Annotated in this window: 14 protein-coding genes and 1 tRNA gene; 11 read left to right on the top strand and 4 right to left on the bottom strand. The window is 60.4% G+C overall.

Annotation, left to right across the window (positions count from 1 at the left end; genetic code table 11):
• Positions 1-132 precede the first annotated feature (132 nt).
• On the bottom strand, positions 133-1,005 hold the full coding sequence (locus FFM53_RS02920) for an ATP-binding protein (protein ID WP_138391115.1): 873 nt from the start codon (positions 1,003-1,005) through the stop codon (positions 133-135).
• Between the two features lie 310 nt (positions 1,006-1,315).
• Here FFM53_RS02920 and yajC point away from each other — a divergent pair, with 310 nt between their 5' ends.
• From yajC to FFM53_RS02895, 5 genes are all read left to right on the top strand, one after another.
• On the top strand, positions 1,316-1,663 hold the full coding sequence (yajC, locus tag FFM53_RS02915) for a preprotein translocase subunit YajC (protein WP_003539006.1): 348 nt from the start codon (positions 1,316-1,318) through the stop codon (positions 1,661-1,663).
• A 45-nt stretch (positions 1,664-1,708) separates the two neighbouring features.
• Entirely contained in the window at positions 1,709-4,249 is a 2,541-nt protein-coding gene (gene secDF / locus FFM53_RS02910; RefSeq protein ID WP_138391114.1) for a protein translocase subunit SecDF, read from the top strand.
• Positions 4,250-4,253: 4 nt separating this feature from the next.
• Positions 4,254-4,640, top strand: coding sequence for an Mth938-like domain-containing protein (locus FFM53_RS02905; RefSeq protein WP_003539009.1), 387 nt, complete (start codon positions 4,254-4,256; stop codon positions 4,638-4,640).
• A gap of 2 nt (positions 4,641-4,642) precedes the next feature.
• Positions 4,643-5,500 carry a phytoene/squalene synthase family protein gene (locus FFM53_RS02900; RefSeq protein WP_138391113.1) on the top strand — a complete coding sequence of 286 codons (858 nt, stop codon included), beginning with the start codon at positions 4,643-4,645 and terminating at the stop codon, positions 5,498-5,500.
• Between the two features lie 71 nt (positions 5,501-5,571).
• Positions 5,572-6,039: a hypothetical protein gene (locus tag FFM53_RS02895; protein WP_138391112.1), complete on the top strand. Its 468-nt coding sequence runs from the start codon at positions 5,572-5,574 to the stop codon at positions 6,037-6,039.
• Between the two features lie 103 nt (positions 6,040-6,142).
• Here the strand turns inward: FFM53_RS02895 and trmFO are convergent, their stop codons facing one another.
• The 3 genes from trmFO to FFM53_RS02880 all read right to left on the bottom strand — a co-directional run bounded on the left by trmFO (position 6,143) and on the right by FFM53_RS02880 (position 8,254).
• Positions 6,143-7,576, bottom strand: coding sequence for a methylenetetrahydrofolate--tRNA-(uracil(54)-C(5))-methyltransferase (FADH(2)-oxidizing) TrmFO (trmFO, locus tag FFM53_RS02890; RefSeq protein ID WP_138391111.1), 1,434 nt, complete (start codon positions 7,574-7,576; stop codon positions 6,143-6,145).
• Positions 7,577-7,669: 93 nt separating this feature from the next.
• Positions 7,670-7,813 carry a DUF1127 domain-containing protein gene (locus FFM53_RS02885; protein WP_003539017.1) on the bottom strand — a complete coding sequence of 48 codons (144 nt, stop codon included), beginning with the start codon at positions 7,811-7,813 and terminating at the stop codon, positions 7,670-7,672.
• A 294-nt stretch (positions 7,814-8,107) separates the two neighbouring features.
• Positions 8,108-8,254, bottom strand: a complete 147-nt coding sequence (locus tag FFM53_RS02880; protein WP_003558908.1) for a DUF1127 domain-containing protein — start codon at positions 8,252-8,254, stop codon at positions 8,108-8,110.
• Between the two features lie 467 nt (positions 8,255-8,721).
• On the opposite strand from FFM53_RS02880, the gene FFM53_RS36890 reads away from it, so the two are divergent.
• The 6 genes from FFM53_RS36890 to FFM53_RS02855 all read left to right on the top strand — a co-directional run bounded on the left by FFM53_RS36890 (position 8,722) and on the right by FFM53_RS02855 (position 13,340).
• Positions 8,722-8,913, top strand: coding sequence for a hypothetical protein (locus tag FFM53_RS36890; RefSeq protein WP_138391110.1), 192 nt, complete (start codon positions 8,722-8,724; stop codon positions 8,911-8,913).
• A gap of 213 nt (positions 8,914-9,126) precedes the next feature.
• On the top strand, positions 9,127-10,230 hold the full coding sequence (locus FFM53_RS02875; RefSeq protein WP_138391109.1) for a DUF2157 domain-containing protein: 1,104 nt from the start codon (positions 9,127-9,129) through the stop codon (positions 10,228-10,230).
• Complete coding sequence (locus tag FFM53_RS02870) at positions 10,227-10,817, top strand: GDYXXLXY domain-containing protein (protein ID WP_138391108.1); 591 nt, start codon at positions 10,227-10,229, stop codon at positions 10,815-10,817. The genes FFM53_RS02875 and FFM53_RS02870 overlap by 4 nt, the downstream gene beginning before the upstream one ends.
• A 153-nt stretch (positions 10,818-10,970) precedes the next feature.
• A tRNA-Leu gene (locus FFM53_RS02865) sits at positions 10,971-11,055 on the top strand.
• Between the two features lie 200 nt (positions 11,056-11,255).
• Positions 11,256-12,740, top strand: a complete 1,485-nt coding sequence (tig, locus tag FFM53_RS02860) for a trigger factor (protein WP_138391107.1) — start codon at positions 11,256-11,258, stop codon at positions 12,738-12,740.
• 177 nt (positions 12,741-12,917) lie between these two features.
• Positions 12,918-13,340 carry a nuclear transport factor 2 family protein gene (locus FFM53_RS02855; protein WP_138329798.1) on the top strand — a complete coding sequence of 141 codons (423 nt, stop codon included), beginning with the start codon at positions 12,918-12,920 and terminating at the stop codon, positions 13,338-13,340.
• Positions 13,341-13,396 lie beyond the last annotated feature (56 nt).

Raw genomic sequence — 13,396 nt, 5'->3', positions numbered from 1 at the left:
CGCAAAAGCCCGGCCGCCAGCCGGGCTTTTGTCATTTGATGGATGACGCCCAAAAGTGGGTGGCGGTTTTGGGAGGACGACGTGCATAAGCGCGTCGCATGAATTCCGATTGGCGCGACGCGCTTTAGATGTTTAGTCCCGGTCGATGTGAACCCGCATGCGCCCGGCCAGATCCTGAATATACTGCCAGGCGACGCGGCCGGAGCGTGCGCCGCGCGTCGTTGCCCATTCCAGCGCTTCTGCATGCATCTTGTCGCGTTCGAGCCCGAGCTTGAAGTGATCGGCATAGCCGTCGATCATGCCGAGATAGTCCTCCTGGCTGCATTTGTGGAAGCCGAGCCAGAGGCCGAAGCGGTCGGAAAGCGAAACCTTCTCCTCGACCGCCTCCGACGGATTGATCGCCGTCGATTGCTCGTTTTCCATCATGTGGCGCGGCAGGAGATGGCGCCGGTTGGAGGTGGCGTAGAAGAGCACATTATCCGGCCGCCCTTCGACGCCGCCGTCGAGTGCCGCCTTCAGCGACTTGTAGGCGGTATCGTCGTGATCGAAGGAGAGATCGTCGCAGAAGACGATCACGCGGTACGGCGTGTCCTTCAAGAGGTCGAGCAGATTGGGAAGGCTGGCGATATCCTCACGATGGACTTCGACCAGTTTCAGTAAGGCGCTGTTTTCGCGCCTGACATCCTCGTGCACGGCCTTGACCAGTGAGGATTTGCCCATGCCGCGCGCGCCCCAGAGCAGCACATTGTTGGCCGCATACCCCTCGGCGAAACGCACCGTATTCTCATGCAGGATGTCGCGCACGTGATCGACGCCGCGGATGAGCGTCAACGCCACCCGGTTCGGCCTCCTGACCGGCTGCAGATGCTGGCGCAGTGGCGCCCAGACGAAACAGTCGGCAGCATCCCAGTCGTTGAGGGCGGGTGCCGGTCCGGCAAGACGCTCGACGGCGTCTGCGAGCCGTTTCAGCTCGGTAAGCAGGGCTGTGTTGATTTCCTCGGTCATCGGTGGCCTCCTGATTTCTCACTGCGGCAATCCGCTTTGATCTTTCGATGCCGCTAATGCATGTCGCCCGGAAGTGTGGAGCGGTTCCGGGATAACGACATGCTTGAAAACAAAAGAGCTAAAGCGCGTCGCATCGATCAAGTTCGATGCGACGCGCTTTAGCATGGCGTTTTGAATGCGGAAAGGTTATGAGGCAGCGGAATCGGTACTGTTTCCGGCTGTTTCTGTTGCATTCATCGAAGCCGTAACTATAGTCCGGCAACCTGAAAAGAGAGGCGGAGTTCCGCCGCCCAAGCCTGAGGAGTTTAGCATGTTCATCACCCCGGCATTCGCCCAGAGCGCGACCGATACCGCAACGGGATTCGGCGGCTCCGGTTTCGAAATGATCATCCTGTTCGTGCCGCTGATGGTCGTCTGGTACTTCCTGCTGATCCGTCCGCAGCGCGCACAGGCAAAAAAGCGTGAGGAAACCCTGAAGGCGATCCGTCGCGGCGACCAGGTCGTCACCGGTGGCGGCCTCGTCGGTAAGGTCACCAAGGTGATCGACGAAAAGGAAGTCGAAGTCGAGATCGCTGACGGCGTGCGCGTGCGCATCGTCCGCAGCGGCATCTCCGAAATTCGCGTCAAGGGTGAACCGGTCAAGGCCGACGCGGCGTAACAAGCGATAACGGCAGGACCGCCGGATCGGAAGATCGTCGAGAGAATGTTGCATTTTTCCCGCTGGAAAACACTTCTGATTTGGCTGGCCGCGTTTGCGGCCATCGTCATCGCTGCGCCCAATCTGCTGACCGAGGCGCAGCGATCCTCCCTGCCGGACTGGTTGCGGCACGACCGCGTAGTGCTTGGTCTCGACCTGCAGGGCGGCTCGCATATCGTTCTGAAGGTCGAGCGCTCCGATATCGTCAGAGACCGCCTGGAAGAGGTGGTCGCCAATGTACGCAACGCGCTGCGCGGCGCCGGCATCCGCTATACCGGACTGACCGGCAATGACCAGACCGTCACCGTCCGCATCACCGATGCGGCCCAGACACAGGCGGCGGTCGATCTCCTGAAGCCTTTGACGACGGCTGGCGGACATTCGCGACCTGATGTCGCCCTGCAGCAGGGTGACCAGGGGCAGCTCTCGCTGCAGATTTCCGACGCCGGCATTACCGCTGACGTCGCTTCCGCCCGGACCCGCTCGCTCGATATCGTTGGCCGCCGCATCGCCGGATTGGGCAATGATAATTTCCTCGTTCGCCCCGATGGCGCCGACCGCATCGTCGTGCAGGTGCTGGGATCAATCGATGCGGAGCGGCTGAAGAATATCCTGAACCAGCCGGCCAAGCTTTCCTTTCATCTGATCGACGAAAGCATGTCGGGGCAGGAGGCGCTGAACGGCCGCTGGCCGACGACATCGCAGGTGCTCTATTCGCTTGACGATCCGCCGGTACCGTATCTCGTCGACCGCACGGCTTTCATCACCGGCAGCAACATGGTCGATATCGAGCCTGTCGTCGATCAACAGACGCAGGATACCTCGATCGCCTACCGTCTCGATGCCGAAGGCACGCAGCGGCTGGCGCAGGCGACAGGGCAGAATATCGGCAAGCACCTTGCCATCGTCTTTGACGACCAGGTGATGTCATCACCGGTCATCGATGCGGCGATCACCGGCGGCGAGGGCCGGATTTCGGCAAACTTCTCCGAGGATGGCGTCCGCGACCTTGCGATCATGCTACGGGCCGGCGCCTTGCCGGCGACGCTCACCAGCGTTGAGGAACGCAGCGTCAGCCCGAGATTCGGCGCCGATTCTATCTTCAACGGCCTCGTCGCCGGCCTCGTCGCCGTCGTATTGGTCGCGGCACTGATGATCGCGCTCTATCGCATCCTCGGCATCATCGCCGTCGCATCGCTCTTCCTCAACCTGATCCTCATCGTCGCGGTGCTCAGCCTTATCGGCGCGACGCTCACCTTGCCAGGGATTGCCGGTATCGTGCTGATCGTCGGCATGGCGGTCGATTCGAACGTTCTGATCTATGAGCGAATCCGCGAAGAGGAAAAAACCACCCATTCCTTTGCGGAGGCCGTCGGTCGCGGTTTCTCGCGCGCATTCGCAACGATCGTCGACGCCAATGTGACGATCTTCATCGCCGCCATCATCCTCTTCTTCCTCGGCAGCGAATCCATCCGCGGTTTCGCGGTAACGCTTGCGGTCGGCATCCTGACGACCGTTTTCACGGCATTCACGCTGACGCGCTCGATCGTTGCCGTCTGGTTGAGAAGGCGCCATCCCCGGCATCTGCCGAAGAGCGTGCTGACGCATCTTTTCGAACACGCCAATATCCGCTTCATGGGGATCCGCCGTTATGTCTTTACGGCGTCGGCGGTCATCTCGCTGATCGCCATGGCCGCCTTTGCCACCGTCGGCCTGCATCTCGGCATTGATTTCACCGGCGGCTCGCTCATCGAGGTGACGGCAAAGCAGGGCAATGCCGACATCGCCGATCTCAGCTCGCGTCTGAATGATCTCAATCTCGGCGATGTCAGTGTCGAGCGCACCGGTGGCCCGTCGAACGCGCGGATCCGCATCGCATCCCAGGGCGGCGGCGAGAATGCCGAGCAGTCGGCGGCGACGCTGGTGCGCGGCGAGCTCCAGGAAGATTATGATTTTCGCCGCGTCGAGGTCGTCGGCCCCGCCATCTCGGGCGAATTGACGATGATGGCGACGCTCGGCGTGCTTGCAGCACTTGCGGCGATCCTCATCTACATCTGGATCCGCTTCGAATGGCAATTCGCGGTCGGCGCCATCATTGCCACGCTGCACGATGTCATCATCATGCTCGGTCTCTTCGTCCTCACCGGCATCGAGTTCAACCTGACGAGCATCGCCGCCGTGCTGACCATCGTCGGTTATTCCCTGAACGATACGGTCGTGGTCTACGACCGAATGCGCGAGAATCTGAAGCGATACAAGAAGATGCCGCTGCCGATCCTGATCGATGCTTCGATCAACCAGACGCTGTCGCGCACCGTTCTGACCGCGGCGACGACGCTGATCGCCTTGCTGGCGCTCTTTCTCTTCGGCGGTGAAGTCATCCGTTCCTTCACCTTTGCGATGCTCTTCGGCGTCGCTCTCGGCACCTTCTCTTCGATCTATATCGCCGCTCCTGTCTTGATCGTCTTCCGGCTGCGGCCGGAGGCTCCCGACGGGGAAGAGAGCAACAAGACGGATGCGGGTGTAAAATCCGGCACGGTGGTTTGAAAACATGGCAAAAGGCATAGAAATCCGCGCCGCACATTTCCCCGGGCGCGCTCCGATCGATGCATACGGCAATGGCGGCTTTCGTTTTGCCGACATGTCGCATCGCGGCTCGATCCTTTGCCTGCCCTCCGGCATTCATGGCTGGGACATGGACATGTCGAAACCGCTGTCGCCTGAAAATTTTCGCCGGGTGCTGGATGAGGCCGCTGATATCGAGGTTCTGCTCGTCGGTACCGGAACCGAGCTTCGCCGTCTGCCCGAGGAATTGAGGCTGGCGCTGAAGTCGCGCGGCATCTCCTCCGATCCGATGAGCACCGGGGCTGCAGTGCGCACCTTCAATATTATGCTCGCAGAGCAGCGTGCCGTCGCCGCGGCGTTGATTGCGGTCTGACGATGACTGAAGCGCATATTGCGACCAACCAGGATATCTGCCTGGCGATGCTGCGTGACAGCGATCGCGACCGCTATCTCGCCTGTCTGCTGTCACCGGAGGAAAAGCGCGGCGCGCTTGCAGCTCTTTACGCCTTCAATGCCGAGCTTGCCCGCATCCGCGATCTCGTCCACGAGCCCTTGCCCGGTGAGGTGCGGCTGCAATATTGGCACGATCTTCTGGAAGGCAGCGCGCACGGCTCGACGGCGGCCAATCCCGTCGCCGCAGCCCTTCTGATCGCCATCGAAACGCACCGCCTGCCACGCAAGACGCTGATCGACATGATTGAGGCCCGTACCTTTGATCTCTATGACGATCCGATGGAGACACGTCTTTCGCTTGAAGGCTATGCCGGCGAAACGGCATCGGCGCTGATTCAGCTCGCAAGCCTGGTGCTTTCGCCGAAGGAGGCCGCACGCTCGGCCGACGCTGCCGGCCATGCCGGCGTCGCCCAGGCGGTCGCCGGGCTGTTGCTCCTGATGCCGCTTCATCGCCGCCGCGGCCAGATCTATATTCCGCTGCAGATCCTTACCGCCACCGGTCTCGACCGCGATGCCTTCCTCGTCGGCGAAGACAGGCCGCGCATCTCTGCCGCCATCGAGGCTTTTGCCGGCCTCGGTCGCGAACATCTGGCAAAGGCGAGGGCGGCGGGGCCGATTGCGCCGACCGTCTTTCCAGCCTTCCTGCCGGCGACGCTTGCCGAACCGGTGCTCGTCAAGGCGCAGAAACGCGGCGCCTTGCTGCTCGACCGGCCGCTGCAGCCGCCGCAATGGCGCCGCCAGCTGCGGATGGGGCTGGCTGCCGCACGCCGAAAAATCTGATATCGGTCAAATTCGCGCAAGTCTCGCGCGTTACAAGGCTTCCACCGCTACACTTTGAACGGAGACTCGGCGTGGGCATTATCGTCTGGTGCGTCCTTTTCGCCATCGTCATTTTCTTTGCTTTCGTGGCAACGCGTATGGCCGCGCAGAACAAGGAAGATGGCCTGCATGACACGGGCCTCGCCATCATCGAGTTCGGCCGTGCCTTTCCGAACGAGGCGATCCGTCAGCTGCAGGCGACGGAAAACGGCCAGGCCGTCTTTGTGCGCCTGCACGACAACAAGGCCGGCTTCATGCGCAACATGTCGCGCCATTTCTCCTGCCACGTGATCGAGCCTGGTCGGGTGCGCGTCGTCGGCTCGGAAACGGGCAGAGGACTGGTGATCGACTTCCTCGATGCACCCCATCACAACGGCGATTTCGAATTCGCTTCCGCCAAGGAAGCCTCGGAGGTTTCGCTCTGGCTGCTCGGCAATTATATCGCCGAGCCGGATAAGGACCTGCTGCCCGGCAATATTTCGGCGGCGAACAAGCAGTAATGCATGTCGCCCAAAATTGTGCATCGGTTTGGGAGGTCGACATGCACAAAAGCAAAGACGTCAAGCGGTCGCATGCGCGATGCGACGCGCTTGAAAACGCCGGTCAGGCGCTTTCGGCAAGCGTGGATTCTTGACCGAGCCAGGCCGCGCAGTCGGCAAGCGCGCGCCGCGCGATCAGCTGCCGCTTCATGATCGTCTTGTCCTTGCCACGAAAGCGCTTGACGCCTTCGGGTTTGACGATCGAACCCGGCTGGAGCTCCGGAAACAGCCCGAAATTGATGTTCATCGGCTGGAACGATCGTTTGCCCGGCTCCTCGTCGGTGACGAGGTGCCCACCGGTAATATGACCAAGCAGCGAGCCGAGCGCCGTCGTCGCCGGGGGTAGCGAAATCGCCTCGCCCTTGCGTTCGGCGGCGGCGAAACGCCCGGCCATCAGCCCGACGCTGGCGCTTTCCACATAACCCTCGCAGCCGGTGATCTGTCCGGCAAAACGCAGGCCGGGCCGCGATTTCAGCGTCAGCGACGGGTCGAGCAGGGTGGGGGAGTTGATATAGGTATTGCGGTGCAGACCGCCGAGACGGGCGAATTCGGCATTCTCGAGGCCCGGGATCATCCGAAAGATGTCGGCCTGCGCACCGTATTTCAGCTTCGTCTGGAAGCCGACCATATTATAGAGCGTGCCGAGCGCATTGTCCTGCCGCAGCTGCACGACGGCATAGGCCTTGACCGTCGGATTATGCGCGTTCGTCAGCCCCATCGGCTTCATCGGTCCATGGCGCAGCGTCTCGCGGCCGCGTTCGGCCATCACCTCGATCGGCAGGCAGCCGTCGAAATAAGGCGTGCCCTCCCATTCCTTGAAGCCGACCGTGTCGCCCGCGATCAGCGCGTCGACGAAGGCATTGTACTGCGTCTCGTCCATCGGGCAGTTGATGTAATCCTTGCCGGTGCCGCCGGGCCCGACCTTGTCGTAGCGCGACTGATACCAGCAGATATCCATGTCGATGCTCTCGCGATAGACGATCGGCGCGATAGCGTCGAAGAAGGCGAGCGAATCCTCGCCGGTTTCCGTCTGGATGGCGCTCGCGAGCGACGGCGCCGTCAGCGGTCCGGTGGCGACGATGGCAAGATCCCAGTCACTTGGTGGCAGGCCGGTGACCTCTTCACGCACGACGGTGATGAGCGGGTGGTCATGGACCGCTTTGGTCACCGCCTCGGAGAAGCCATCGCGATCGACGGCGAGCGCACCACCGGCCGGTACCTGGCACCGGTCGGCAGCGGCCATGATCAGCGAGCCCGCCATACGCATCTCGGCATGGATGACGCCGACGGCATTGCTGGTCGCATCATCGGACCGGAAGGAATTGGAGCAGACGAGTTCGGCAAGGCCGTCGGTCTTGTGCGCATCCGTGCCGCGCACCCCGCGCATTTCATGCAGGATGACCGGAACGCCGGAACTGGCGATCTGCCAGGCGGCTTCCGAACCGGCAAGCCCGCCGCCGACGACGTGGATAGGGGAATAGGAGGAGATCGTGTTCATTCCGGGCTGATATCATGTCGGCAGGTGCGATCCAACACCCTGGAATCAAAAACGGCGCCCTGGGGCGCCGTCTTGGAAGCATCGTACTCGCTATTAGCGGAACGAGCGGGATGCGATATTCCGGATGTCGTAGCGGCTGACGCCGATATCGGACAGGGTCTGGTTGGAAAGGCCGCCGAGTTCATTGAGCGTACGACGGTAGCTGAGCCAGCTTCTTGCAATGCGGATCGGGTTCATTGTCTTCTTCCTATGTCCGCGGGACGGCGGGATCGCCTGTCTCTCTGCGGTTGATGTTTATATAGGCGAGAACCGTCCAATTGTGCAGTGCAAATAAAAGGCGTCTGCCATGCAATTGTGCACGATGATGCTCTTCAATTAAGCAGCGGATATTTTTTGAGCGGGCTAATGAGACGGAAAAACCTGCTACCGCCGCGGCAGCCGCATGCAGACAAATGAAAACGCCCGCTGTGGGAGACAGCGGGCGTTTCAATCAAAGACGATCTGCTCGTAAGGAGCAGTCAACCGCCTGAATTAGCGGGCAGAAGCCTCACGGGCAACACGATGGATGTCCGAACGGTCGATGCCGAGATCGTGCAATTCGCGGTTGGTCATGCGGCCGAGTTCCGTGACGGTCTGACGATACTTGCGCCAGTTATTGAAAGAGCGAGAGAAGTTCATGTTAAGCCCCTTTCCGAGGGTTTCATCCGCCAGCAGCCACCGATCGGCGCTGACCTCTATTTGATGACTGGAATATATGTTGCGACGCGAAAGACTAAAACAGCCAAGTTTTCAGATCACCTATGCGAGTTATGCAATGCTCAAGAGGTATTTGACGCAGACTTACCGCTTTTTGGTCAACGAATAGGCAGAATGACTTTTGAAAAAGCAGTTTGGTTTGGAGGGACGAAGGGGGTGCCACTCCGGAAAACGCTGCTTGCTCCGATGGTTCCGCCCGTCCATCCGCTGTAAAGAGGCGTTCTGTTTCGGATCGGAAGCCGCCCATCTCTTCGCAGGGTTGGTGGGGCGGTGTGACGACAATGCGGCATTGATGGCGCCACGCGACGAAAATCCTCTCATTGCCAAGGCTTTAATGAAGCTTTGGCTAAACAAAAACGCCCGCCGGGGGAGGATCCGGCGGGCGTGTTATGGTGACTGACAACTGGGAGGAGGAGTGTTGCCAGTCTATCGCAGCGCGCTGGGAGGAGGAGTGCGCAACTGCGAATCTCGTCACGGACAAAGCATCCGCGGGCGTCCGGCTGATGCCGGGCCGGGGCGCCATCCCCGTGCTTCGATGTGTGATCAATAGTATGACTAATGACTATTGTGCAGTGCAATAAATTCATGGGGGATATGCAAGGATCGCATACCTCTCCGTCCATAGGCTTATATTAGCGCTTCTGACGTTAGCGGCCGGTTAACACTCGATACTATTTAGACCAATGAGGAACTTGTATATTTGTCGCAAGAGCGTTTGCGGACACCCGTGCTGCGTCTATAACGGCGTGAGCCGCAGCGCCGCAGTCGGCGTTACGGAAATCGAGGGGTTGAGCATGTATCGCGGCAGATTGGAGCGGGATCTCTCGCTCTGGGTGGGCAAGGGCCTGCTCGGACAGGAAACGGCAGGTGCGCTTCTCGCCGAATATGACAGCCGCCCGGCAAGCTTCAGCCTCGGCAGGGTGCTGATGGCGCTGGCGGCGGTGCTGCTTGCAGCCGCCATCCTGCTGGTCGTCGCCTCCAACTGGGAGGCCATCCCGCGCCTGGTGCGCGTGGGGGGCATCTTTGCCCTGATCTGGGTGGTGCATATCGCCGCCGCCCGGATGCTTGCCCGCGGTGCGACAGCCGCCGCAGGCGGCTTGCTGGTCATCGGCGCGATGAGTTTCGGCGGCGCCATCTCGCTGGTCGGGCAGATGTATCATCTCTCCGGCGACGAGCAGACGGTGATGTATCTCTGGTTCGCGATTGCGACGATCTCGGCGATCCTGTTCCGTTCGGGCGCCGTGGCCGTCGTCGCCGGCTTCCTCTCCTGGGCGTCGTTTGCCGTCTATCTTGAGAATTACGATACGCATTGGATAGGGTTCGACCCCTGGATGGCGCCCGTCATGGCGGTGATCGTCATCGGGCTGGTGCGCTATACCGGCGCCGAGCGGGGCCGCCATCTGGCCTATCTGCTGCTGATCGGCTGGCTTGCCTGGCTCTATACTCTTTATGAGGAGATCGCCGTGGCGCTTGCCTTTGCGATCGGTGGCATGGCGGCCTTCGTCCTGACGGCGTTGCCGCTCCGGCCTATTGCCTCCTTGGTCAGAAGCGCCGGTGCGGCTCCTGCCTTCTACAGCTTCCTCGTCGCCGTAATCGGCTTTCTGCTGCTGCATATCGAGATCGAGGACGGCTGGGGGCTGGTGGTGCTCGGAGTGGCGACGCTTGCCGCTTCCGTGCTGGCAATCGTCCTGCGTGGCAGGGATAATGGCGCGGTGCGATATCTCGCCTATGCGACCTTTGCCGCGGAGATGCTCTATCTCGCCTCCGTCACCGTCGGCTCGATCCTCGGCACGTCGAGCCTCTTCCTGTTCTCCGGTCTCGTGGTGGCACTTGTCGCCTGGATGGTCATCCGTCTTGAACGGCGTTTTTCGGCGAATGCACAGGGGGAGCGGGCATGAACTCGTTCATGGCAAAGCTGCAATCCGGCAAGGGTTATCTCTTTTCGGCGATCATCGTCGCCGGTTTGCAGACCCTCATCCTCGGCACGATCATCCAGAGCCGGGCGTCGATCCTCAGCGATGGCGCCGAGGTGCTGCTGAAGACGGCGCCCGTCGATCCGCGCGATTTCCTGCGCGGCGACTATGTCGTCTTGAACTACGACATTTCCTCGGTGCCGGTGCAGACGGTTTCCGGCGGCATTCCGGCCGAGGCCGGCGAACGGGTGTTGTGGGTCCGGTTGAAGAAGCAGGAGGACGGTTTCTGGACGGTGACCGAATCGTCCTTTCACGAACTGCCTCCGCAGCCGGAGTCCGTCATCCTGCGCAGCCAGCCGTTTTATAGTGGCGGACTTGCCGCCGGCGACAGCATGCGTGTCGAATACGGCATCGAGCGCTACTACGTTCCTGAAGGCGAGGGCAAGCCGATCGAGGAGGCCCGCAATGACGGCAACGTCGCCATCGCAGTGCGTGTTTCCCCTGATGGAAGCGCACAGATTCGCAGCCTTCTCGTTGACGGCAAGCCGGTTTACGACGAGCCGCTCTACTGATCCGGTCACACTTCGGGGCAGGGCGGTTCCGGGGCTGCAAATCCCCTGTCATTTGCCGTTCATTTTTCCTTTGCCTCGACCAAATCGGGTGATATAGAGACGCCGCGCTCCGGAAGGCCTCATGCGCAGGCATAGGCATGCGGTTTTGTGAACGCGGGTATGGTGAAATTGGTAGACACGCCAGATTTAGGTTCTGGTGCCGCAAGGCGTGGGAGTTCAAGTCTCTCTACCCGCACCAAGCTGTTTGCAGGCGGGAGACTAAGAATCGGTTGTTCCAGAACAATTGAGAGTTGTCCCGAATAACCCGCGAGTGCCATTCCGCTTTGGGCGGAATGATATGGAATTGGGAAAAGCCACGCGCGGCAGGATCGCCGGCGTCGTGCTCATCGAAACGAACGGCGTCTGGGCACGGCCGCCACGAAATGAAGGTAGGAAGACATGCAGGTTATCGAAACGCTCGCTGAAGGGCTGAAGCGCGAAATCAAGGTCGTTATCCCGGCCAAGGACATGCAAGACAAGATGAATGAGCGTCTTGCCGATGTGAAGGACAAAGTTCGCATCAACGGCTTCCGTCCGGGCAAGGTACCCGCTGCTCACCTGAAGAAGGTCTACGGCAAGTCGATCATGGCCGACCTCGTCAACGAGATCGTCCGCGAGCAGCCGGCAGCCATCCTGTCCAGCCGCGGCGAGAAGTCGGCCACGCAGCCGGAAATCGCCATGACGGAAGACAAGGACGAAGCCGACAAGATCCTCGCAGCCGAGCAGGATTTCGAATTCACGCTCTCCTATGAAGTGCTGCCGCCGATCGAACTGAAGTCAGTCAAGGGCATCAAGGTCACGCGCGAAGTCATCGACATCTCGGACGACGAAGTCAACGAGCAGGTCCTGAAGGTCGCCGAAAGCGCCCGCGCTTACGAAACCAAGACCGGCAAGGCCGCCAATGGCGACCGCATCACCATGGATTACGTCGGCAAGGTCGACGGTGAAGCCTTCGAGGGCGGCACCGACCAGGGCGCCGAACTTGTGCTCGGCTCCGGCCGCTTCATTCCGGGCTTCGAAGACCAGCTCGTCGGCGTCAAGGCCGGCGCCGAGAAGACCATCACCGTGACGTTCCCGGCCGACTACCCGGCCAAGAACCTCGCCGGCAAGGAAGCGACCTTCGACGTGTCAGTCAAGGAAGTCGCCGCACCTGCCGATGTCGAGATCAACGACGAACTCGCCTCCAAGCTCGGCATCGAATCGGCCGACCGTCTGAAGGAAATCGTCCGTGGCCAGATCGAATCGCAGTACGGCTCGCTGACCCGCCAGAAGCTGAAGCGTCAGATCCTCGACCAGCTTGACGAGATGTACAAGTTCGAGACCCCGAACTCGCTCGTCGACGCCGAATATAACGGCATCTGGAGCCAGGTGAACAACGACCTCGCCCAGTCCGGCAAGACCTTCGAGGATGAAGACACGACCGAGGAGAAGGCTCGCGAGGAATACAAGACGCTCGCTGAGCGCCGCGTTCGCCTCGGTCTCGTTCTCTCCGAAATCGGCGAAAAGGCCGGCGTCGAAGTCAGCGAAGACGAGATGCAGCGCGCCATCTACGATCAGCTGCGCCAGTATCCGGGCCAGGAAAAGCAGATCCTCGAATTCTTCCGCAGCCAGCCGGGTGCCGCCGCTTCGATCCGCGCGCCGATCTTCGAAGAGAAGGTCATCGATCACCTGCTGACCGAAATCGACGTCACCGACAAGAAGGTGACCAAGGAAGAGCTGCTCGCCGAGGAAGAAGGCGAAGCGAAGGCCGAAACCAAGAAGGCAGCACCGAAGAAGAAGGCTGCCGCCAAGGCCGAAGCAACTGACGCCGGTGAAGGCGAAGAAGCCGCACCGAAGAAGAAGGCTGCTCCGAAGAAGAAGGCGGCTGACGAAAGCGCCGAATAATCGCTTTTCGGTTCTGAAGTTTGGAAGGGCCTCGCCATCGTGCGGGGCCTTTTTCTATTTGTCAGGTCAGTTTATTCTCGAACGCCTACTCCATTGTGTTTATTTATCCGGAACAACAAAGAGTTGCATTAAAGTATAATTAGATGCAGATTTCGCTGATGGTGGAGGGACCTGAAAATGACCGCAAAGCACGACATGAAGAAGCTCGTGGAGGAAATCTATGCTGTGCGTGACCGTGGCGATGTCGAAGCTACGCTGGCGCTGATCGGTGAGCATTGCACCTTTCGCATGGTCGGCAATACCCGGCTGGCGCCTTTTTCGACTGAATCAAGCGGGGATTCTTTTCGCCAGGCGATAACCCAGCTTATCACAGTGTGGGATCTATCGAATATCAGGACAGCCGGCATCTATGTGGACGAGGATGAGCATATGGTCTTTGCCCACCGCGAAGGCGAGGTCAGGCACATCCCATCGGGCGTGAGCTTCCATACGGAATTCGTCGACAAGATCCATTTCCGAGATGGGAAACCGGTCAAGATCGTCGAATTCGTCGACACACTGCAAGTGGCCGAGACGACCAAGATGATCCAAGTCGCTTAAACGGCCACCAAAGTCGGAGCCTTCAAAGCGCGTTCTCAAACTTGATTCATGCGACG

The organism is Rhizobium indicum (assembly GCF_005862305.2).
In the GTDB taxonomy this organism is placed as follows: Bacteria; Pseudomonadota; Alphaproteobacteria; order Rhizobiales; family Rhizobiaceae; genus Rhizobium; species Rhizobium indicum.
This window is presented reverse-complemented; position numbering and strand designations above follow the sequence as displayed.